Here is a 22,286-nt window from a genome sequence, read left to right on the forward strand (position 1 = left end):
GTCACTCTTTCACCGGACATTTAGTTATGTAACAGTGTGGAAGTATTGACCAATACAGTCAGGACAGTTATTAGTGATAGACAGGTTTAATAATTCGGATTGCTAAGTTCTTGATTTGCAGTTTATTCGCCATGAAAAGACCGTTTTACCTGCAAGCGCCCATAGCTCTGTACCCAGGTTATCCCCTCTTTCGCAGAGCGGCGAGCCAAATAACAAACTGGTAACGGTTCATTGATGTACGAAGGCAAATGTGAGTTCCAGCAGTCTTAAGCAATAAGGCGCTAAGGAGACCGTAAATGGCTGATACTAAAGCAAAAATCACTCTAAATGGTGACTCTGCTATTGAACTGGATGTGCTGAAAGGTACGCTCGGTCAAGATGTTATTGATATTCGTAGTCTTGGCTCAAAAGGGATGTTTACTTTTGACCCAGGTTTCACCTCTACCGCATCCTGCGAATCCAAAATTACTTTCATCGACGGTGACGAAGGTATTTTGCTGCATCGCGGCTTCCCGATTGATCAGTTGGCGACCGAGTCGAACTATCTGGAAGTGTGTTATATCCTGCTGTACGGCGAAAAACCGACGCAGGAGGAGTACGACGAGTTCAAAACCACAGTCACTCGCCATACCATGATCCACGAACAGATCACCCGCCTGTTCCACGGTTTCCGCCGCGACTCTCACCCGATGGCCGTTATGTGTGGTGTTACCGGGGCGCTGGCTGCGTTCTACCACGACTCGCTGGATGTGAATAATCCGCGTCACCGTGAAATCGCCGCCTTCCGTCTGCTGTCCAAAATGCCGACCATGGCAGCGATGTGCTACAAATATTCCATCGGACAGCCGTTCGTGTACCCGCGTAATGACCTCTCCTACGCCGGTAACTTCCTGAACATGATGTTCTCCACGCCGTGCGAAAAATACGAAGTGAGTCCGATTCTGGAACGTGCAATGGACCGTATCTTGATCCTGCACGCTGACCACGAACAGAACGCCTCAACCTCTACCGTTCGTACCGCCGGTTCTTCTGGCGCTAACCCGTTTGCCTGCATCGCGGCCGGTATTGCTTCCCTGTGGGGACCAGCACACGGCGGCGCAAACGAAGCTGCGCTGAAAATGCTGGAAGAAATCAGCTCTGTTAAACACATTCCGGAATTTGTTCGCCGCGCGAAAGACAAGAATGATTCCTTCCGCCTGATGGGCTTTGGTCACCGTGTTTATAAAAACTATGACCCGCGCGCCACCGTCATGCGTGAAACCTGCCATGAAGTACTGAAAGAACTGGGCACCAAAGATGATCTGCTGGAAGTGGCGATGGAACTTGAACACATTGCGCTCAACGACCCGTACTTCATCGAGAAGAAACTCTACCCGAACGTAGATTTCTACTCCGGCATCATCCTGAAAGCGATGGGTATTCCGTCCTCCATGTTCACCGTTATCTTCGCCATGGCGCGTACCGTGGGCTGGATTGCACACTGGAACGAAATGCACACCGACGGCATGAAAATCGCTCGTCCGCGTCAGCTGTACACCGGCTACGACAAGCGCGATTTTAAGTCTGATATTAAGCGTTAATTGTCTGCCGGATGGCGCCGGCGCCTGTCCGGCTTACAGCCATTAATTCTCCCGGGTCGGACAAGGCATTGAAGCCAGAATCCGACCTGTTTTTTTGATGCATATTATTTTATTCTCATCATGCTTTCTCTATGATTTACTGAGATTTCCGTCATTTCACTCAGGAGCATGGGATGCCTGTTTTGCAGTGGAGCCTGTTGTTTCTGCTATCGCTCCTTCTTTCCCTGTTCTTTTTGTTTATACACCTTCCAGGACCGCTGCTGCTCGGTTCGATGATCGTCGGCATCATATTCAGTATGCGCGGCATCTCACTGCACCCTCCCCGCTGCACATTTCTTGGCGCACAGGCGATTCTCGGCTGCATGATTGCCCAAAACCTGACGGGCTCAATCTTAACGACCCTTACGGCCCACTGGCCGATGGTGATTATCATCCTGCTGGCGACCCTTATCAGCAGCGCGGTAATCGGCTGGCTGCTGGTTCGCTACAGTAACCTACCGGGAAACACCGGTGCATGGGGCTCATCACCTGGCGGTGCGGCGGCAATGGTGGCGATGGCGCAGGAATATGGTGCCGACATCCGGCTGGTGGCGTTTATGCAGTATCTGCGCGTACTGTTGGTGGTTGGTGCGGCGGCACTGGTCACCCGAGTGATGATGGGCGACCAGGCCCAAACGGTCAGTGAGCAAATTGTCTGGTTTCCGCCGCTGAGCAGCAATCTGTTCAGTACCCTGGCGCTGGCCGCCGTTGCCGGTACGGCCGGACGTGTATTGCGTATCCCCTCTGGCGTCATGTTGCTACCGATGTTGGCAGGCGCATTGCTGAATGCTGGTGGCGTGATGGTGATCGAACTACCGGAATGGTTGCTCGCGATTGCCTATATGGCCATCGGCTGGCAAATTGGCCTGGGCTTTGACAAGCAGATCTTTTTAATGGCGTTGCGCCCCTTACCGCAAATCCTCTTGTCCATTTTTTCCCTGATGGCGATCTGCGCCGCTATGGCCTGGGGACTGGCGCATTACATGCAGATAGATTTTCTTACCGCCTATCTGGCGACCAGTCCAGGCGGCGTGGATTCTGTTGCGGTGATTGCCGCGGGGAGTCACGCCGATATGGCGCTGATCATGGCGATGCAAACCCTGCGGCTATTCAGTATTTTATTGACTGGCCCGGCGGTGGCGCGGTTTATTTCGCTACACGCGCCAAAGCATCCCGCTTAGTGCTGACATCCTGGACACCAGTAAAAGGGTCGTGAAGAGAGCGTCGTTTTTTCGATGGTTCCGCCACAGCGCTCACAGGCTTCACCATCCCGGTGAAAGACCTTAAAGCGAAACAGCGCGCCGTGATGTTTATTCTCATCCACCAGCCCGCGGGTGTTATAGGACAAACGAGGAATATCAAGCAGCGCATGCGCCAGCGCATCCAACTGCTCATCTCCGAGCATCGACGCTTTATGCTGCCCGGTCAGCCCTACCTGCCAGAGAATCTCTACTCGCAGGTAGTTACCTAATCCCGCCAGAAACGTCTGGTCCAACAGCAGGCCAGAAAACTGGCGATTGCGAAAACGCGGGGATAACAGACGCGCTTTCACGTCATCGGGCGTTAAACGTAAATCCAGAACGTCCGGCCCAACCCGTTGCAGGAACGGATGGGTAGCGAGCTGTTCCGGCGTCAGCATGTCGATATCAGAGGCGCTATAGAGCAGAATAGTTTTGTCGTGTGTTTGCAACCTGACACGCAGAACCCGCGAAGTCTGCGGTATTTTGCCGGTATCCACCACTCGCCACACGCCATAGAGCTGATTGTGACTGTACAGCGTCAATCCATTAGAAAAATGGGTCAGCAATGCTTTACCCCGCGTTTCAAGCTGGGTAACACTCTGCCCAATCAGTTGAGATTGATACGGTTTTAGCTGCTCAAAGGCAAACCAGACATCGGTCAGGGGTTTGCCTTTGACTGCCGCCTCCAGGTTATCCGCCGCGCGGCGGATCTCCGGGCCTTCAGGCATAATACTGTCCTTTTTTAATGTGTTGCACCGCCCGTCACTGCGATATCACTCTCCACCTGCAACGCGGTGGCAATCGCAACTTCCAGCGCCCGGCGCACCGTGTCCGCTGCCATACTTGGCGCCCCGGGGTGCTGTGCAGCCTGTTGCGGCAAATAAGGGATATGAATAAATCCTCCCTTTACCGCCGGAACATCACGTAGTTTATGCAGCAGGCCATACATCACGTGGTTACACACGAAAGTGCCCGCGGTCTGGGAAACCGAAGCCGGAATTCCCGCGTTGCGCATGGCAACAACCATCGCTTTGATCGGCAACGAACTAAACCACGCCGCCGGACCATCGGCCACAATCGGCACATCTACCGGCTGTTGACCCTGATTATCCGCAATACGCGCATCGTCAACGTTGATCGCCACGCGCTCCACGGTGACATCCGTGCGCCCACCCGCCTGCCCCACCGCCAGCACCAGTGATGGCGACAGCGCGTCAATCGCACCATTGAGTACGGCAAGAGACTCGCCAAAGACGCACGGCAGTTGGCGGGCAACGACGCGGCATCCGCCGATGATAGCATTGTCGAGGCCCGAGACCACTTCCCAGGAAGGGTTAACTGACTCGCCGCCAAAGGGTTCAAATCCCGTGATGAGTACTGTTTTCATCCTGTCTCCTTACAAGAACATCAGGAAATACATCAGGAACACGTTGACCAGCAACAGCAGTATGCCGGTTGGCACCTGCGCTTTAATCACCGCGTTTTTATCCGGCAGCTCCAGCAGCGCTGCAGGAACAATGTTAAAGTTTGCCGCCATCGGCGTCATTAACGTCCCGCAATAGCCAGAGAACATACCAATTGCCGCCATTACTGCCGGATTGCCGCCGTGCTGCAGCACGAGGATCGGAATCCCAATTCCAGCGGTCACGATCGGGAAAGCGGCAAACGCATTGCCCATGACCATCGTCAGCAATGCCATGCCGAGGGTGTACACCGCCACTGCGATAAAGCGGCTATCCACCGCCAGGTATTCTTGCGTTAGCCAGGAAATACCGCTGCCTACGCCCGCTGCCGTAAACAACAGCCCGAGCGTGGCCAAAATCTGCGGCAGGATGAACGCCCAGCCGATGGAGTCCAGCAGACGGCGCGCCTCCTGAATCGGTTGATGAACCCGCTCATGGGTCATTTTTATTGCCATCGCCAGACCAATCAACGAGCCTGCGGTCATAGAAAAGAGCGTCACCAGCGTGGCGTGATTACCCGGCCCAAACAGCGCATTCTGTAAGCCCGGAATATGGTTGAACATCAGCACGCCAATAACCGTTACCACCGGAATTGCCAGCGCCGGGAAAAAAAGGCGGTTACCCAGACGACTGGCGCTTACTTCGCGCTGTTGCTGCGTTCGTTGATGGTAGCTTCCCAGCTTCACGCCGCCAAAACCGGCGATCAGGGCCAGCACGACCACCGCAACGCCAACGGCAATATGCACCGTGCGTTTGTCGCCAAACAGCGAATATGTCCAGTCGCCAAGCAGAAACAGTACGCCGTATATGCCCCAAAACAGGCCGGTGGTGAAGCGACGCGGGTTCGCTTTGTCCTGCCAGGACATCAGCGCCACAATCAGTAATACCGCTCCCGCCAGCCAGTAGAGATAGCTTTGTTGAAAATTCATTTCGCTCCCCCTTTCGCTGCGGCATTCGCTTTCGCCACCTCACGTTGCAAATAGCTATCCAGACGCCACAGACGCGTACCGTGGATCAGGAATGCACAAATTGCCGTTGGGATCCCCCACAAGGCAATATGCAGCGGTTCGGTCTGGATCCCACCAGACTCCAGCATAAAGTTGTGCATAAAAATGATGGCGCCGAAGGCAACAAAGATATCTTCACCGAAGAACAGTCCGACGTTATCGGTCGCAGCTGACATGGCGCGCAGACGATAACGTACCACCCCAGGTATCTCGCCGTGATTTTTCTCTGCGGCTCCTTCCGCCATCGGCGCCAGCAGCGGACGCACCATCTGCGGATGCCCCCCCAGACTGGTCAACCCTAACGCAGCGGTCGCTTCGCGAATGAACAGATAGACAATAAGCAGACGACCACTGGTGGCGCTGCGGATTTTTGCAATCCACGCCTGAGCACGCTCTTTGAGTCCGTGGCGTTCCAGCAGGCCAATAACCGCCAGCGGGATCAGCAGGATAAATGGCAGGTTGCGGGTGTTAAGAAAACCTTCACCCAGCTTCTCAAGGATAGTGGCTACCGGCATATGCGCCGCCAGCCCCGTGACGATCCCGGCAATAATGACCACCAATACCGGGTTAAAACGTAAAAGAAATCCGACCACGATGACGGCGATCCCCGTCAATGGCCAGAGAGAAATTACCTCTCCCATAATTCAGTCCTGTATATGTTATTGTGTAATATATTATTGTTTTGTATGAATAAATTTATGCGCTAATTTGAATATTGCATGCATTGAATGCGGCTCGCAAGCGACGGGCAAAAGCGAGTGCGTGCTCACCATCCCCGTGAATGCATACCGTCTGGGCTGTCACGCTCGCCCACGTTCCACTCTGGCTTTTTACTCTGCCGGATTGCACCATTTCTAGCGTTTGCGCCAGCGCCTGCTCTTCATCCTCAATCAATGCGTCCGGCTGGCTGCGCGGCACCAGACTGCCATCCGCCTGATAACCCCGATCGGCAAAAAACTCCTGACGTGTTACCAGACCATAGCGTTCTCCGGCACGAATCAGTTCGCTTCCCGCCAGTCCTACCAGAACCAGCGACGAATCGCAGGCATAAACCGCTTTAGCAATAGCATCCGCCAACTGAGGATCTTTCGCCGCCTGGTTATAAAGCATACCGTGCGGTTTAACATGACGCATTACGCCGCCCTGCGCACGCGTGATGGCAGCCAGCGCACCAATTTGATACAGCGTCTGCGCATACACCGTTTCCACAGGCAGGGTCATGGCGCTACGGCCAAAATTTTCCCGATCCGGAAAACTCGGATGCGCGCCTATCGCTACGCCATTTTTTAGCGCTTCGCGCACGCTTAAAAGCATCGTCTGCGCATCACCGGCGTGAAACCCACAGGCGATGTTGGCTGATGACACCAGTTGCAGCAGCGCTGCATCGTTAGGGCATCCCTCACCGAGGTCTGCGTTGAGATCAATTTTCATTGTTAAGTCGCCATGTTAACTGTTCCAGATAACGCTGCCGATCCTGGCGCGCCTTAAGCGCTTCCTCCAGCGAACACTGCACAAAATGAATCGGCTGGCCGAGCGGGATCTGCGCCAGATGATACATATCCGCTTCGATGATACAGGCGATACGCGGATAGCCGCCCGTCGTCTGAGCATCGTTCATCAGCACGATGGGCTGACCATTATGCGGAACCTGCACTACGCCAGGGAGCAAACCATGCGACAATAGCTCGCGATCGGTCGTGCGCGTCAGCGACTGCCCCTGCAGACGATACCCCATACGGTTGCTTTGCGGACTCAGTTGCCACGGGGAGCGCCAGAAAGAAGCCTGCGATACTTCGTCAAACTCCTGGTATTCAGGCCCGGGCAGCGCACGAATGTGGTTGCCCCACATCAGCTGTTTTACGCCCTGCGGCCCGCTGAATTGCCGGGTCGATGCGCCAATTGCCAGCCGATCGCCATCACGCAGCAGACGCCCTTCCAACCCGCCAATTCCGACTTTGAGATCGGTACTGCGCGAGCCCATTACTTCGGGTACATCAAAACCGCCCGCTACCGCCAGATAGCTGCGCATGCCGTGGTGTGGACGTTTTAGCGTCAGACGCTGGCCGGCTTTCACCGGCAGCCGCCATCCGCTCCATACGGGAGTACGATCCAGGTGCGCTTCACATCCCGCACCGGTCAGGGCAAACCAGCCATCGTTTTCAAATTCCACCACCAGTTGCCCCAGTGTGATTTCCAGCGCAGCGGCATTCGCATCATTACCCACCAGCAGGTTAGCAACGTTCAGCGCCGGTTTATCCAGCGCGCCACAGTGACTGATTCCGGATTGACGAAAACTATGGCGTCCCCCGTCCTGTACTGAGGTGTACATGCCAGCGCGAATGATGTTTAACATATCCCCTCCTTCTGCGGGACAAAACGCACGGTATCGCCAGCCCTTAACAGAATCGGCTCCTGCCGTTTTGGATCAAATAACGCAACGGAGGTACGGCCAATCAATTGCCATCCGCCTGGCGTGGAAAGCGGATAGACCCCCGTTTGGGATCCGCCAATACCCACAGAACCTGCCGGAACAAGCAGACGCGGTTCCGCACGCCTCGGAGTATGGAGCGGTTCAGGTAAGCTCCCGAGATAGGGAAATCCCGGCTGAAAACCGATAAACCACACCACATAATCAACCGACGCATGAAGTTCGACGACCTGCTTGTCGCTTAATCCACTGTGCCGGGCGACCTCTGCCAGATCGGGGCCGAACTCACCGCCATAGGTCACGGGAATTTCAATAAAGCGCGAGTCCGGCTCCAGCGCCTCACTTTCTTCCCACCAGCGCTGCAGGCGTTCAATCGCATCCAGCGCCAGCGTTTTCGGGTCGCGCAGGGTAACCGTGATATTGTTCATTCCCGGAATAGCTTCCAGCACATTCGGGGCATCAACCAAACGCTGGGCCAGACGCCAGATGCGTTTCTGAGTCGCCAGCGTAATGGGAGGTTCCAGCTCAAGAACCACCGCACTCTCACCTAACAGATAACAACGCGCTCGCTGCACTTTCGTCCCTCTTTATTACGCTGGATTAGGAATATCGATAAAGGTTACGTCCAGATCGGTATTTTCATTCAGCCATTCGCTCAATGCGCGAATGCCGCCGCGTTCGGTCGCATGGTGACCAGCAGCATAAAAATGCAACCCCTGCTCGCGGGCTGAGTGAATGGTTTGCTCTGAAACTTCACCGGTGATAAAGGCATCGACACCAAACCGGGCTGCGCTATCAATGAAACTCTGACCGCCCCCTGTACACCAGGCGACGCGCTGAACTTTTTCCGGCCCGGTATCACCGCACCATAACGGTTTACGGCCTAAACGCGCTTCAATCCACGATGCCAGCTCCAGCCCCGGAACCGGCATGGAGAGTTCTCCCCATGGCACCAGCGGCTCGATTTCACCCATGACGGTGATCCCCAACAGCGCTGCCAGCTGCGCGTTATTACCCAGTTCCGGGTGAGCATCCAGCGGCAGGTGCCAGCCATACAGGTTGATATCATTTTCCAACAGCGTTTTCAGACGATGGCGCTTCATACCGCGAATAACCGGAGATTCGCCTTTCCAGAAATAACCGTGATGAACGATGACCGCATCCGCCTGCAGACGTACCGCCTCGTCCAGTAACGCCTGACTTGCGGTCACGCCGGTCACGATCTTATGCACCGTCTCTTTGCCCTCAACCTGCAAACCATTCGGCGCATAGTCGCTAATGGCGGCGCTGTTCAGTTTGTCGTTGATCAGTTGTTCCAGTTCGGTGTTTTTCATCATCGTCCTCGTAGTCATAAATTCTGCCTGCCCAATCAGCAACACAGCTTAGGTTAAAATAGCGTTCCCGCTTGCGTTCGTCGATAGACATTTCACTGACACATCAAGAAACAATCACACCCGATTTGAACGCAATTTGCTTACCCCCACGCAATCTAATTCATGTATATTTATGCAATCAGACAGCATATTGCAAAAATAATCAGATCTGTATCAAAGTTAAAACTTTAAGGAAACACACTCGCGCAGCACGTTCAGCCTGTCGCGAGGCATTTACTTCGAGAAAAGAATGAATAAACAAGCATCTCAACCACGGGCGATTTATTACGTCGTTGCGCTACAAATTTGGGAATACTTCAGTTTTTACGGCATGCGTGCATTGCTGATCCTGTATCTCACTAACCAGCTTAAGTACGACGATAATCACGCATATGAACTGTTCAGCGCCTACTGCTCGCTGGTCTACGTCACGCCCATTCTTGGGGGATACCTGGCCGATAAAGTGCTCGGCAATCGAATGGCGGTGATGATCGGCGCATTTTTAATGGCAGTGGGGCATCTGGTATTGGGCGCCAGCGAAATGGCCCCGACGTTCCTTTATTTGTCGCTGGCGATTATTGTCTGTGGCTACGGTCTGTTTAAATCCAACATCAGTTGCCTGTTGGGCGAGTTGTATCAGCCTGAAGACCCTCGCCGTGACGGTGGATTCTCTCTGCTCTACGCTGCCGGTAATATTGGTTCAATCATCGCGCCTATTGCCTGCGGCTACGTGCAGGAAGAGTACAGTTGGGCGATGGGCTTTGCGCTGGCGGCGATTGGCATGCTGGCGGGGCTGGTGATTTTCGTATGCGGTAATCGCCATTTCGCCCATACCACCGGCGTCAACAAGGCCGTCTTGTGTGCGAAAAAATATATGCTGCCAAACTGGGCCTGGTTATTAGTTCTGCTGGTTGCAGCACCGCTGCTGATTACCGTTCTGTTCTGGAAAGAGTGGTCCGTTTACGGACTGATCGTTGCTACTGTTATTGGTCTGGCGGTTCTGGCGAAGATTTACCGCCAGGCGCAGACCCAGAAACAGCGCAAAGAGCTGGGGCTTATCGTTACGTTGACCTTCTTCAGTCTGTTGTTCTGGGCCTTTGCTCAACAGGGCGGCAGTTCGATTAGCCTGTATATCGACCGCTTCGTTAACCGCGATATTCTGGGATATTCCGTCCCTACCGCGATGTTCCAGTCGGTTAACGCCTTTGCCGTTATGCTGTGCGGTATCGTGCTGGCCTGGGTGGTCAAAGAAAGCGTTAGCGGTAATCGTACCGTCCGTATCTGGGGTAAATTTGCCCTTGGCCTCGGTTTAATGAGCGCCGGATTCTGTATTCTGACCTTGAGCGCCCGCTGGTCTGCGGCTTACGGTCACTCTTCCATGCCGCTGATGGTATTGGGGCTGGCGGTCATGGGCTTTGCCGAGCTGTTTATCGATCCGGTGGCTATGTCTCAGATTACACGTATCGAGATCCCAGGAGTGACCGGCGTATTAACGGGTATTTACATGCTGCTTTCCGGAGCCATCGCCAACTACCTGGCCGGCGTTATCGCCGATCAGACCTCACAAGGTTCGTTTGACTCAGCGGGCGCTATCAACTATTCCATCAATGCATATATTGATGTCTTTAGCGAAATAACCTGGGGCGCGCTGGCCTGTGTGGTGCTGGTGCTGCTGATTTGGCTGTACCAGTCGCTGAAGTTCAGAAATCGTCCGCTGGCGGTAGAGTCCTGAGTTTACAGGCCCGAAGATGTAATAAGATTCGGGCCTGTTTTTCTGGAGATTATGCATGGTTTACAGCCAAATCCGCTTCTGAAACACCGGTCACCAGTTTTACCATTTCGCGTTCTATTCCCTGCTCCAACATGGTTTGCGCTATACGCAATGCCGCTTCTTGTTTTCCTTGTTGTAGTCCTTGTTGTAGTCCTTGTTGTAGTCCTTCCTGTAATCCATCTAACCGTAACCGCTCTGCAATAGTCATTAGCCTCTCCTTGTGTTGGGGGATCCGTTGTGCCATCTCTTGCATAAACTCATTAAAGCGAGATTCATCGCCAGATTGTAGAATGTAATTAAACATCGCTTGTAATTGCGTGTCATTAGCGCATCCAGTAAGTAGCAGCGTGGTCAGTTGCTCTACCAGTCCCATCAAATTCCGCCGACGGATATGTTTTTGCATTAATTCCAGCAGCGCCATTCGCCTGTGAGCCATGATCTCATCATCGGGTACCACCGTTATGTCCACCAACGGAAATGCGCTGGAATAAAGTTGTCTTGCCGCCACGGAGTCGGCAAAGGCATCCAGCCAGCACAATGAGTACGGGTAAGGGCTTCGGCAGCCATGATAAAACAGCATCGGTATCACCAGCGGCAGTTCCTTATGCCCTGCGTCCAGATGGCGCTGCATCGCCGCCATCGCATAACGCAACAGACGAAAAGCCATATGCGGCTCGGCTGAACTTTGATGCTCTAAAACCACATAGACATAACCGTCGCCGTCGCGAGTGTGCAAAGACCAGAGCACGTCTGAGTAGCGCGAACGTAAATCCGCTTCAATAAAGCTTTCTGACTCCAGCTTCAGCGAATTCAAATCGCAAAGCGTCCGCAGTTCAGTTGGCAGGTGAATGTCGAGAAAATCCCGCGCAGTTTCGGGATGATGTAAAAACGTTTTAAACACCGCATCGTGCGGTGTTGATGTCGTTGGCGTTGTCATTAATTTCCGTCATCTGAATGAAGATGACGGAAATTTACTGCTGAGGGAAAACTTATGCAGCAGGGTATTCACTGTACTGAGAGCACGCTTCAGCGCTAAAAGCTCCCGACTGCAACATGTTCATTCTGCTGGAAAGCATTACGCTGAAATCCACCATGCCTACTCTTTACGCGCCGCCTCATAGGCCGCCAGCGTCGCCAGTCTTGCCTGTTTATGATCGACAATCGGACGAGGATAGTTAAGCGTAACCTGCGCTTTTTCAGCCCACGTCCACGGATCATGAATGGCTTTACCCGGCACATCGCGCAGTTCCGGCAGCCACTGGCGGATAAACTCGCCGTCGCGATCAAATTTTTCGCCCTGAGTCGTGGGGTTAAAGATACGGAAATACGGTGCAGCGTCGGTCCCGGTTGAGGCCGCCCACTGCCAGCCGCCGTTATTGGCCGCCAGATCGCCATCGATCAGTTGCGACATAAAATATTGCTCGCCTTTACGCCAGTCGATCAGCAGATCTTTCACTAAAAAACTGGCCGTAATCATGCGTAATCGATTATGCATCCAGCCAGTGGCGTTGAGCTGACGCATCGCCGCATCCACAATCGGGTATCCCGTGTTCCCTGTTTGCCAGGCTTGCAAATGTGCCGGATTATTCTGCCATTGCACGCGATCGGTCCAACGGATAAACGGTTGATGCCGACACAGCGCCGGATGGTAAGTCATCAGATGACGATAAAATTCACGCCAGATAAGTTCGTTCAGCCAGACGCTGCCTTCCCCTCCTTCAAGCGCCAGCGGCTGCTCCGCGAGCAGTCGATTCAGGCACTGGCGCGGCGACAATCCCCCTGTCGCCAGGCTCGCGGATAATCGACTGGTACCGTCAACCGCGGGGAAATCACGCTGTTGCTCATATTCTCTCGCGGCCTGCTGGCAAAACTGGCGTAATTGCGCGATAGCCAGTTTTTCTTCTGCCACAAACCGCTGCGCATCAAAATCTTGCTGCGGATAGCTCAGCGTTATTGATGTTAACGGAGCGTCAAGAGCGCCGCTTTCTCTCACCTTCGGCGCGCTAACGCATTCTGGAATACCCTCTTTAATCCGCTTCAGCCAGGCATTTTTAAACGGTGTAAAGACTTTATACATTTCGTGATTGCCGGTCATGACCGCCCCCGGAGGCAAGAACACGCTGTCGTCAAACCCTTCACACACCACATGGGGTAGTACCTTCTCAACGGCGACATCACGCTGACGTTCGTTTATTTCGTATTGATAGTTATAAAACAATCGGCTGACGCTATGCTGTGCGCAGACGTTTTTGACGGTTTCCACGCTGGTCGCAAAATCTGCAACTTCATCAAACAGAAGCGGGATGCCTTTTTCCGCCAGCGCCGTCTGCAACGCATTCAACTGCGCACTCACAAATGCCGCCTGACGTGGGGCCATTTCATGCGCCTTCCACTGCTCAGGAGTAGAGATATATAGCGCGATGACCTGCGCAGTACGATCCCGACAAGCCGCCGCCAGCGCGAGGTTGTCATGCAGACGTAAATCACGTCGAAACCAGACCAGATGGGTGGTCATAATACTCCCGGATATAAATTAATCATTGCCACTCGTTATCTATTACACCGACAAGTGTAGACGTCGGCGCATAAAAAAAACCGCCACATTACTGTGAGCGGTTTTCTTGAGCAAGAACGATAACTTAGTAGAAATCGCAGGTGGCTTTTTCAGCCTGCTCCATCCACACCGGTTTATCACTGGTTTTAGACCAGACGCGGTGCAGGTAGCTGTAAAAACGAGCGCGGTCTTTCCAGAACAGCATGACCGGTAGCGCCAGCACGCCCGCCACTACGGCAAAGGTACGGCGCAAGAAAACAATGTGTGCTGGATATTCTTTATAAAAGTCCATAACCCTCTCCCATATATCTGTTCGGTGAATAGCACCGGAAAAATAAACTTGGTTAACTGATGAAAATAATACCGCCTTGTGTGTAATTTTGCTACTCATCCGACCACTTATTTTTATCTATTGATGCTCCGTTTAGCTTAAAACCGTAATTAAGTTACATAAAAGTTAAATTAATACTAAACATTAGTTAAATAATGGTTTTTGCCATTTTTATACTTTTTTTACACCCTACCCGCTGATTTTTGCGAAATCTTTGCAAGCAAAAACCTACGCTCTGGTTATCACATTTATGCCACTGGAGGTGCACTGTGAGTGCAGGCGTGATAACCGGCATTGTGCTGGTCTTTTTATTATTAGGTTACCTGGTCTATGCCCTGATCAATGCGGAGGCGTTCTGATGGCAGCCCAAGGATTTTTACTCATTGCCAGTTTCTTGCTGGTGCTATTTGTCATCGCCAGACCGTTGGGATTTGGGCTGGCTCGACTGATCAACAATACGCCCCTGCCGGGCCTGGTTGGCGCGGAGCATTTACTCTGGCGCGGTCTGGGCATCTCGCAGCAAGAGATGAACTGGCGGCAGTATCTGCTGGCTATCCTCGCTCTCAATGCGCTGGGCCTGCTGGTCCTGTTTTCGATGCTAATGGCGCAAAACCTGCTGCCGCTAAATCCCCAGCAACTGCCAGGGCTTTCGTGGGATCTGGCGCTCAACACGGCGGTGAGTTTTGTCACTAATACCAACTGGCAATCCTATGCTGGCGAAACCACCTTAAGCTATTTCAGCCAGATGGCCGGGTTGACCGTGCAGAATTTCCTGTCTGCGGCGACCGGAATTGCGGTGATTTTTGCCCTGACCCGCGCTTTCACACGCCAGAGTATGAACACGCTGGGCAACGCCTGGGTCGATCTGGTTCGCATTACGCTGTGGATCCTCGTCCCTATTGCGTTGCTCATTGCCCTGTTCTTCATTCAGCAAGGTACGTTGCAAAACATATTGCCTTATCAGCCCATCACCACCCTTGAAGGGGTGAAACAGCTGCTGCCAATGGGGCCAGTCGCCTCACAGGAAGCGATTAAGATGCTCGGCACTAACGGAGGGGGATTCTTTAACGCTAACTCATCGCATCCGTTTGAAAACCCAACCGCACTAACCAATCTGGTACAGATGCTGGCTATTTTCTTAATTCCCACCGCGCTGTGTTTTGCCTTTGGTGATGTAGTGGGCGATCGTCGTCAGGGGCGGACCTTACTGTGGGCCATGTCACTGATTTTTGCAGTCTGCGTTGCCGTCGTGATGTGGGCCGAAGTTCAGGGCAACCCGCACCTGATGGCATTCGGTGCCGACAGCAATATCAACATGGAGGGCAAGGAGAGCCGCTTTGGCGTGCTGGCCACGAGTCTCTTTTCCGTCGTCACCACAGCAGCATCCTGCGGGGCTGTCGATGCGATGCATGACTCCTTTACCGCACTGGGCGGCATGGTACCTATGTGGCTGATGCAGATTGGTGAAGTGGTCTTCGGCGGTGTGGGTTCAGGTCTGTACGGCATGCTGCTGTTCGTGCTGCTGGCGGTATTTATCGCCGGGTTAATGATTGGCCGTACGCCGGAGTATCTGGGTAAGAAAATCGACGTGCGCGAAATGAAAATGACCGCGCTGGCGATTCTGGTCACCCCTACGCTGGTCCTGCTCGGGACAGCGATCGCCATGATGAGCGATGCCGGGCGCAGCGCCATGCTTAATCCAGGTCCTCACGGCTTTAGTGAAGTCCTGTATGCCGTGTCGTCAGCCTCGAACAACAACGGTAGCGCCTTTGCCGGATTAAGCGCCAATAGCCCGTTCTGGAACTGCCTGCTGGCCCTGTGCATGTTCTTCGGTCGCTTCGGCGTGATCATCCCCGTGATGGCTATTGCCGGGTCGCTGGTCAGTAAAAAGATCCAGCCAGCAAGCCCAGGCACGCTACCTACCCACGGCGCGCTGTTTGTCGGGTTGTTAATCGGTACGGTGTTACTGGTTGGCGCTCTCACCTTTGTTCCTGCCCTGGCGCTTGGCCCGGTCGCAGAATACCTGTCATTACACTGAGTGATGCGGAGCACATTACTATGAGTCGCAAGCAACTGGCGCTGTTCGAACCCTCTCTGGTCGCACAGGCGCTGATGGACGCCGTGAAAAAATTAAGCCCACATACCCAGTGGCGTAACCCGGTGATGTTTATCGTCTGGCTGGGCAGTTTGTTAACAACCCTGTTAACGGTGGCGATGGCAACAGGTCATATGCAGGGCAGCCCGTGGTTTACCGGCGCGATAAGTCTGTGGCTGTGGATTACCGTTCTGTTCGCCAACTTCGCTGAGGCGCTGGCAGAAGGTCGCAGTAAAGCTCAGGCTAACAGCCTAAAGGGAGTCAAAAAAACCGCCTTTGCCCGTAAACTTCGCGAACCCAAATACGGCGCGGCAATGGATCACGTTCCTGCCGATGATTTACGGAAAGGGGATATCGTGCTGGTGGAAGCTGGCGATATTATCCCGTGTGACGGCGAGGTCATTGAAGGTGGCGCATCAGTAGATGAAAGTGCCATTACCGGTGAATCTGCGCCTGTGATTCGTGAATCCGGTGGCGATTTCGCTTCCGTCACCGGCGGGACCCGCATCCTCTCCGACTGGCTGGTTATCGAATGCAGCGTAAACCCCGGTGAAACGTTCCTCGACCGGATGATCGCCATGGTTGAAGGCGCGCAGCGGCGTAAAACGCCCAATGAAATCGCCCTGACGATCCTGCTGATTGCCCTGACCATTATCTTTTTGCTGGCGACCGCCACGCTATGGCCGTTTTCCGCCTGGGGTGGTAGTGCGGTCAGCATCACGGTGCTGGTTGCCTTGCTTGTGTGCTTGATCCCTACAACGATAGGCGGACTGCTCTCAGCGATTGGTGTCGCCGGGATGAGCCGCATGCTGGGCGCGAATGTCATCGCTACCAGCGGACGTGCAGTAGAGGCGGCAGGTGACGTAGACGTACTGCTGCTGGATAAAACAGGCACCATTACGCTGGGTAACCGTCAGGCTTCGGATTTTCTGCCCGCCCACGGCGTGGACGAAAAAACGTTGGCCGACGCCGCACAGCTTTCATCGCTGGCCGATGAAACGCCGGAAGGCCGCAGCATCGTGATCCTGGCAAAACAGCGCTTTAATCTGCGTATTCGCGACGTGCAATCGTTGCACGCTACCTTTGTGCCGTTTACCGCCCAAAGCCGGATGAGCGGCATCAACATCGACAACCGAATGATCCGCAAAGGGTCGGTCGATGCCATTCGTCGGCACGTTGAAGCCAACGGCGGCCACTTTCCCGCCGATGTGGAGCAGAAGGTCGAAAGCGTCGCTCGCCTTGGCGCAACGCCGCTGGTGGTTGCCGAAGGCTCCCACGTACTGGGTGTGATTGCGCTGAAAGATATTGTGAAAGGCGGGATCAAAGAACGTTTTGCTCAACTGCGCAAAATGGGGATTAAAACGGTGATGATCACCGGCGATAACCGCCTGACCGCTGCCGCGATCGCCGCTGAGGCCGGAGTGGATGACTTCTTAGCTGAAGCCACGCCGGAAGCCAAGCGGGCGCTGATTCGTCAGTATCAAGCGGAAGGTCGTCTGGTGGCAATGACCGGCGACGGAACCAATGACGCTCCTGCCCTGGCGCAGGCCGACGTTGCGGTCGCCATGAACTCTGGAACCCAGGCAGCGAAAGAAGCAGGTAACATGGTGGATCTCGACTCCAACCCCACCAAACTGATTGAAGTAGTGCACATTGGTAAACAAATGCTGATGACGCGCGGTTCGCTGACCACTTTCAGTATTGCCAACGACGTCGCGAAGTATTTCGCTATTATCCCGGCCGCATTCGCCGCCACCTATCCGCAGCTCAATGCGCTGAACGTGATGGGACTGCATTCGCCAGACTCGGCGATCCTCAGCGCGGTTATCTTTAACGCGCTGGTTATCGTCTTTCTGATCCCGCTGGCGCTAAAAGGCGTGAGCTACAAACCTTTGTCCGCATCCGCGATGTTGCGCCGCAATTTGTGGATCTATGGTCTGGGCGGTTTGGTTGTGCCGTTTATCGGTATCAAAGCGATTGATTTACTGCTGACCCTGCTGGGTCTGGTGTGAGGTTTCAGATGAGTGGATTACGTCCTGCATTATCAACATTGATTTTCCTGATGCTTATCACCGGCGGGGCTTACCCGTTGCTGACGACCGCGCTGGGGCAGTGGTGGTTTCCCCACCAGGCTAACGGTTCGCTTCTTAGCGAAGGTCAGGTTGTTCGCGGCTCAGAGCTCATCGGGCAACATTTTACCGCTGCCGGTTATTTTCAGGGGCGTCCGTCTGCCACAGCTGAAATGCCCTATAATCCAATGGCTTCAGGCGGCAGTAATCTGGCAGCCAGCAACCCGGAACTGGATAAACAGCTGCAAAGCCGGATTGCCGCACTGCGTGCCGCCAACCCGCAGGCCAATCCTGCCGTCCCGGTAGAGCTGGTAACGGCTTCTTCCAGCGGGCTGGATAACAACCTGACGCCAGCCGCGGTGGCCTGGCAAATTCCCCGCGTGGCGCAGGCTCGCAACCTCAGCGTTGAAGAGGTTACGCGGTTGGTTGCACAATATACGCACAAGCCGTTGGTCAGTTTTATTGGTCAGCCGGTGGTGAACCTGGTGGAACTTAATTTAGCGCTGGATAAGCACTGAGAAAAAGGACATGCATAACGAACCCTTACGCCCCGACCCCGATCGCCTGCTGGAGCAGACCACGGCCCCGCACCGGGGAAAACTGAAAATTTTCTTCGGTGCCTGTGCTGGCGTCGGCAAAACCTGGGCCATGCTGGCAGAGGCCCAGCGACTGCGGGCACAAGGGTTAGATGTGCTGATTGGCGTGGTGGAAACCCATGGACGCAAAGAGACCGCCGCGCTGTTGGACGGCCTCAGCATCCTGCCGCTAAAGCGACAAGCGCGTCACGGCCGCCATATCAATGAGTTCGATCTTGACGCGGCGCTGGCTCGCCGTCCGGCGCTCATTTTGATGGATGAACTGGCGCACAGTAATGCGCCAGGCTCACGGCATCCTAAGCGCTGGCAGGACATTGAAGAGCTGCTGGAAGCCGGGATTGATGTCTTTACTACCGTTAACGTGCAGCATCTGGAAAGTCTCAATGACGTGGTCAGCGGCGTTACCGGCATTCAGGTTCGTGAAACCGTACCCGACCCTTTTTTCGATGCCGCCGACGATGTGGTGCTGGTCGATCTCCCCCCCGACGATTTGCGCCAGCGCCTGAACGAAGGCAAGGTTTATATCGCCGGTCAGGCAGAAAGAGCAATTGAGCATTTCTTTCGCAAAGGTAATCTGATCGCGCTACGTGAACTTGCCCTGCGCCGCACGGCTGATCGGGTAGACGATCAGATGTGCGCCTGGCGAGGACGTCCGGGAGAGGAGAAAGTCTGGCATACCCGCGACGCTATTTTACTGTGCATTGGGCACAATACCGGCAGTGAAAAACTGGTACGCGCCGCCGCACGTCTGGCGGCGCGTCTCGGCAGCGTCTGGCATGCGGTGTATGTCGAAACGCCAGCGCTGCACCGACTGCCCGAAAAACAACGCCGCGCAATTTTAAGCGCTCTGCGGCTGGCTCAGGAGTTAGGCGCAGAAACAGCCACCCTTTCCGACCCCGCCGAAGACAAAGCGGTCATCCACTATGCCCGTGAGCATAATCTGGGAAAAATTGTGCTCGGGCGTCCGACTACGCGTCGCTGGTGGCGTAGCGATTCCTTTGCCGACAAACTCGCTCATCGCGCACCGGATCTCGACCTGATGATTGTTGCGCTCGATGAGCCCCCTTCACGCCCTGTGCTGCAAACGGCTGATAGTCGCACCTTTAAGGATAAATGGCGGGTACAAATTCAGGGTTGTGTGGTTGCCGTTGCGCTGTGCGCCATCATTACGCTAATCGCCATGCAGTGGCTAATGGCCTTTGACGCCGCCAACCTGGTGATGATCTATTTATTGGGTGTGGTGGTTATCGCACTCTTTTACGGACGCTGGCCGTCAGTGCTGGCAACCTTTATTAACGTCGCCAGCTTCGATCTCTTCTTTATTGCCCCACGCGGGACGCTGGCCGTTTCAGACGTTCAGTACCTGCTCACCTTTGCCGTAATGCTAACGGTAGGGCTGGTTATTGGTAATCTGACCGCCGGGGTGCGTTATCAGGCGCGGGTTGCGCGTTATCGTGAACAGCGTACGCGTCATTTGTATGAGATGTCGAAAGCGCTGGCCGTCGGTCGGAGTCAGACGGATATCGCCGCCACCAGTGAACAGTTTATCGCTTCAACGTTTCAGGCCCGCAGCCAGGTTTTACTGCCCGGTGAGAACGGCAAGCTGGCCCCGCTCACCCATCAACAGGGCATGACGCCGTGGGATGACGCTATTGCCCAATGGAGCTTTGACAAAGGGCAACCGGCCGGTGCAGGCACCGACACGTTACCGGGCGTGCCGTATCAGATTTTACCGTTAAAAAGCGCCGATAAAACGCATGGGCTGCTGGTAGTCGAACCGGGAAATTTACGCCAGCTTATGATCCCCGAACAGCAACGCCTGCTGGAAACCTTCACTCTACTGGTAGCCAGTGCGCTGGAGCGTCTGACGCTGACCGCCAGCGAAGAGCAGGCCCGGTTTGCCAGCGAGCGCGAAAGCATTCGCAACGCCCTGCTCGCTGCTCTGTCCCACGATTTGCGCACGCCGTTGACGGTGTTGTTCGGTCAGGCGGAAATCTTAACACTGGATCTGGCCAGCGAGGGATCGCCGCACGCGCGCCAGGCCAGTGAGATTCGCCAGCACGTTCTGAATACTACCCGACTGGTTAATAACCTGCTGGATATGGCGCGAATTCAGTCTGGCGGCTTTAATCTTAAGAAGGAGTGGTTAACGCTGGAAGAGGTGGTCGGCAGCGCCCTGCAGATGCTGGAGCCCGGTCTATCTGCTCCAATAAATCTGTCGTTACCTGAACCGTTAACATTGATTCACGTCGATGGTCCGCTCTTTGAACGGGTGCTGATTAACCTGCTGGAAAACGCCGTCAAATACGCGGGGCCACAGGCGCAAATCGGTATTAATGCCAGCGTCGATGGCGCACATCTGCAACTGGACGTCTGGGATAATGGGCCGGGTATTCCGTCGGGTATGGAACAGCGCGTTTTTGACAAATTTTCCCGGGGAAATAAAGAGTCATCGGTGCCCGGCGTTGGGCTGGGGCTGGCAATTTGTCAGGCTATTGTGGACGTGCACGGCGGTACTATTTCGGTCCACAATCGCGCGCAAGGAGGAGCCTGTTTTCGTGTTACACTGCCCCAGGAAATTCCCCCTGAACTTGAAGATTTTCATGAGGATATGTGACGAACGTACTGATTGTTGAAGATGAACATGCCATTCGCCGCTTTCTGCGCACCGCGCTGGAAGCCGATGGCCTGCGTGTATATGAAGCGGAAACGCTGCAACGTGGTCTGTTGGAAGCCGCCACGCGAAAACCCGATCTCATCATTCTCGATCTCGGCCTGCCGGACGGCGACGGCATTGATTTTATTCGCGACCTGCGACAATGGAGCGCGATTCCGGTGATTGTGCTTTCAGCCCGCAGTGAGGAAAGCGATAAAATTGCTGCGCTGGATGCCGGTGCCGATGACTATCTCAGTAAACCCTTTGGTATTGGCGAGCTACAGGCGAGATTGCGCGTGGCATTGCGTCGCCACGCCAGCGGTGCGTCTCCCGAACCGGTGGTACATTTTTCCAACGTCAAAGTGGATATTGCCGCGCGCCTCGTTCACCGTGGTGACGAGGAAATTCATTTGACGCCGATTGAGTTTCGTCTGTTAGCGGTTCTGCTAAATAATGCCGGGAAGGTACTGACGCAACGCCAGTTGTTAAATCAGGTTTGGGGACCAAACTCCGTCGAACACAGTCATTATCTACGTATTTATATGGGACACCTGCGCCAGAAGCTGGAACAGGACCCGGCCCGTCCGCGTCATTTTCTGACCGAAACCGGAATTGGCTATCGGTTTATGCCGTGAATTCTTATTCATTTTTTCTGATTAATTAATAAATATGTTTTTCATTACTCACTCCACTGCATAATACTTATTATGCAGCCAGTAGAATATTGTAAAAAAATAATAAAATACAAATAAATAACATATAAACAACAAAACAGCATCTTGTCCCGCACTATGCATAAATGGCGACTAAATATTTTATAAACGATCGTTTTTTATTGATCTTCTTCACAGTTCATAGCCATTTCCTGGATAAAATACCCGCACCTTCCACTTATCCAGTAAAGGTAACTAAAATGGAAAATAATAGCCGTACAATGCCACATATAAGGCGAACAACGCATATTATGATGTTTGCCCACCGCAACAGTTTCGACTTTCATTTCTTTAATGCCCGTTAGTCTTCCGACTAAGGGCACTCAAGTATACAGGTCTTCCTGACTCTCTGTATCGCAGGCTAACGCCT

Annotated in this window: 22 protein-coding genes; 11 read left to right on the top strand and 11 right to left on the bottom strand. The window is 53.9% G+C overall.

Going from position 1 to position 22,286, the window contains the following annotated elements; all coding sequences use genetic code 11:
• Nucleotides 1-36 precede the first annotated feature (36 nt).
• The 3 genes from HV302_RS28625 (at nt 37) to HV302_RS17135 (ending at nt 2,800) form a co-directional block, all read left to right on the top strand.
• Nucleotides 37-90 carry a hypothetical protein gene (locus tag HV302_RS28625; RefSeq protein ID WP_418135082.1) on the top strand — a complete coding sequence of 18 codons (54 nt, stop codon included), beginning with the start codon at nt 37-39 and terminating at the stop codon, nt 88-90.
• A 206-nt stretch (nt 91-296) separates the two neighbouring features.
• Nucleotides 297-1,580 carry a citrate synthase gene (locus HV302_RS17130; RefSeq protein WP_181626331.1) on the top strand — a complete coding sequence of 428 codons (1,284 nt, stop codon included), beginning with the start codon at nt 297-299 and terminating at the stop codon, nt 1,578-1,580.
• A gap of 173 nt (nt 1,581-1,753) precedes the next feature.
• Nucleotides 1,754-2,800 carry an AbrB family transcriptional regulator gene (locus HV302_RS17135; RefSeq protein WP_047359477.1) on the top strand — a complete coding sequence of 349 codons (1,047 nt, stop codon included), beginning with the start codon at nt 1,754-1,756 and terminating at the stop codon, nt 2,798-2,800.
• Here the strand turns inward: HV302_RS17135 and nei are convergent.
• Genes nei through ybgI form a run of 8 tightly spaced genes read right to left on the bottom strand, consistent with a single transcriptional unit; the run spans nt 2,797 to nt 9,092 of the window.
• Nucleotides 2,797-3,588: an endonuclease VIII gene (nei, locus tag HV302_RS17140; RefSeq protein WP_104651689.1), complete on the bottom strand. Its 792-nt coding sequence runs from the start codon at nt 3,586-3,588 to the stop codon at nt 2,797-2,799. The genes HV302_RS17135 and nei overlap by 4 nt on opposite strands.
• 14 nt (nt 3,589-3,602) lie before the next feature.
• Nucleotides 3,603-4,247, bottom strand: a complete 645-nt coding sequence (gene pcp / locus HV302_RS17145; RefSeq protein ID WP_016155998.1) for a pyroglutamyl-peptidase I — start codon at nt 4,245-4,247, stop codon at nt 3,603-3,605.
• A 9-nt stretch (nt 4,248-4,256) separates the two neighbouring features.
• Entirely contained in the window at nt 4,257-5,252 is a 996-nt protein-coding gene (locus HV302_RS17150) for a DUF979 domain-containing protein (RefSeq protein ID WP_181626332.1), read from the bottom strand.
• Nucleotides 5,249-5,971, bottom strand: coding sequence for a DUF969 domain-containing protein (locus HV302_RS17155; protein ID WP_049269259.1), 723 nt, complete (start codon nt 5,969-5,971; stop codon nt 5,249-5,251). The genes HV302_RS17150 and HV302_RS17155 overlap by 4 nt, the downstream gene beginning before the upstream one ends.
• Before the next feature lie 55 nt (nt 5,972-6,026).
• Nucleotides 6,027-6,761 (bottom strand): 5-oxoprolinase subunit PxpA, encoded by a 735-nt coding sequence (gene pxpA, locus HV302_RS17160; RefSeq protein WP_181626333.1) that lies wholly within the window; start codon nt 6,759-6,761, stop codon nt 6,027-6,029.
• Nucleotides 6,751-7,683: a 5-oxoprolinase subunit PxpC gene (gene pxpC / locus HV302_RS17165; RefSeq protein ID WP_109017814.1), complete on the bottom strand. Its 933-nt coding sequence runs from the start codon at nt 7,681-7,683 to the stop codon at nt 6,751-6,753. The genes pxpA and pxpC overlap by 11 nt, the downstream gene beginning before the upstream one ends.
• Nucleotides 7,677-8,333, bottom strand: a complete 657-nt coding sequence (gene pxpB / locus HV302_RS17170; protein WP_046274709.1) for a 5-oxoprolinase subunit PxpB — start codon at nt 8,331-8,333, stop codon at nt 7,677-7,679. Before pxpB ends, pxpC begins: the two co-directional genes overlap by 7 nt.
• 15 nt (nt 8,334-8,348) lie before the next feature.
• Nucleotides 8,349-9,092 (bottom strand): radiation resistance protein YbgI, encoded by a 744-nt coding sequence (gene ybgI / locus HV302_RS17175; RefSeq protein ID WP_016152273.1) that lies wholly within the window; start codon nt 9,090-9,092, stop codon nt 8,349-8,351.
• Nucleotides 9,093-9,381: 289 nt separating this feature from the next.
• On the opposite strand from ybgI, the gene dtpD reads away from it, so the two are divergent.
• Nucleotides 9,382-10,863 (top strand): dipeptide permease DtpD, encoded by a 1,482-nt coding sequence (gene dtpD, locus HV302_RS17180; RefSeq protein WP_181626334.1) that lies wholly within the window; start codon nt 9,382-9,384, stop codon nt 10,861-10,863.
• Between the two features lie 49 nt (nt 10,864-10,912).
• Here dtpD and HV302_RS17185 read toward each other — a convergent pair whose 3' ends face one another.
• The 3 genes from HV302_RS17185 to HV302_RS17195 form a co-directional block, all read right to left on the bottom strand.
• A complete protein-coding gene (locus HV302_RS17185; RefSeq protein ID WP_181626335.1) occupies nt 10,913-11,839 on the bottom strand; it encodes an Rpn family recombination-promoting nuclease/putative transposase in 927 nt (308 codons plus the stop codon).
• Between the two features lie 159 nt (nt 11,840-11,998).
• A complete protein-coding gene (gene phrB, locus HV302_RS17190) occupies nt 11,999-13,417 on the bottom strand; it encodes a deoxyribodipyrimidine photo-lyase (RefSeq protein ID WP_181626336.1) in 1,419 nt (472 codons plus the stop codon).
• 124 nt (nt 13,418-13,541) lie between these two features.
• Complete coding sequence (locus HV302_RS17195; protein WP_003022870.1) at nt 13,542-13,748, bottom strand: YbfA family protein; 207 nt, start codon at nt 13,746-13,748, stop codon at nt 13,542-13,544.
• Between the two features lie 308 nt (nt 13,749-14,056).
• On the opposite strand from HV302_RS17195, the gene kdpF reads away from it, so the two are divergent.
• From kdpF to speFL, 7 genes are all read left to right on the top strand, one after another.
• The gene (kdpF, locus tag HV302_RS17200) at nt 14,057-14,146 is read left to right on the top strand and encodes a K(+)-transporting ATPase subunit F (RefSeq protein ID WP_001670793.1); all 90 of its coding nucleotides are present in this window, start codon (nt 14,057-14,059) and stop codon (nt 14,144-14,146) included.
• A complete protein-coding gene (gene kdpA / locus HV302_RS17205) occupies nt 14,146-15,825 on the top strand; it encodes a potassium-transporting ATPase subunit KdpA (RefSeq protein ID WP_046274707.1) in 1,680 nt (559 codons plus the stop codon). Before kdpF ends, kdpA begins: the two co-directional genes overlap by 1 nt.
• A gap of 20 nt (nt 15,826-15,845) precedes the next feature.
• The gene (gene kdpB, locus HV302_RS17210) at nt 15,846-17,894 is read left to right on the top strand and encodes a potassium-transporting ATPase subunit KdpB (RefSeq protein WP_181626337.1); all 2,049 of its coding nucleotides are present in this window, start codon (nt 15,846-15,848) and stop codon (nt 17,892-17,894) included.
• Between the two features lie 8 nt (nt 17,895-17,902).
• Nucleotides 17,903-18,469: a potassium-transporting ATPase subunit KdpC gene (kdpC, locus tag HV302_RS17215; RefSeq protein WP_047497716.1), complete on the top strand. Its 567-nt coding sequence runs from the start codon at nt 17,903-17,905 to the stop codon at nt 18,467-18,469.
• A 10-nt stretch (nt 18,470-18,479) separates the two neighbouring features.
• A complete protein-coding gene (kdpD, locus tag HV302_RS17220) occupies nt 18,480-21,164 on the top strand; it encodes a two-component system sensor histidine kinase KdpD (protein ID WP_181626338.1) in 2,685 nt (894 codons plus the stop codon).
• Nucleotides 21,161-21,838 (top strand): two-component system response regulator KdpE, encoded by a 678-nt coding sequence (kdpE, locus tag HV302_RS17225; protein WP_181626339.1) that lies wholly within the window; start codon nt 21,161-21,163, stop codon nt 21,836-21,838. Before kdpD ends, kdpE begins: the two co-directional genes overlap by 4 nt.
• Nucleotides 21,839-22,116: 278 nt before the next feature.
• Nucleotides 22,117-22,221 (top strand): leader peptide SpeFL, encoded by a 105-nt coding sequence (gene speFL, locus HV302_RS17230; protein WP_114149115.1) that lies wholly within the window; start codon nt 22,117-22,119, stop codon nt 22,219-22,221.
• The last annotated feature ends 65 nt before the right edge of the window (nt 22,222-22,286 follow it).

The sequence above is a fragment of the Citrobacter sp. RHBSTW-00859 genome (assembly GCF_013729795.1).
Taxonomy (GTDB): Bacteria; Pseudomonadota; Gammaproteobacteria; order Enterobacterales; family Enterobacteriaceae; genus Citrobacter; species Citrobacter braakii.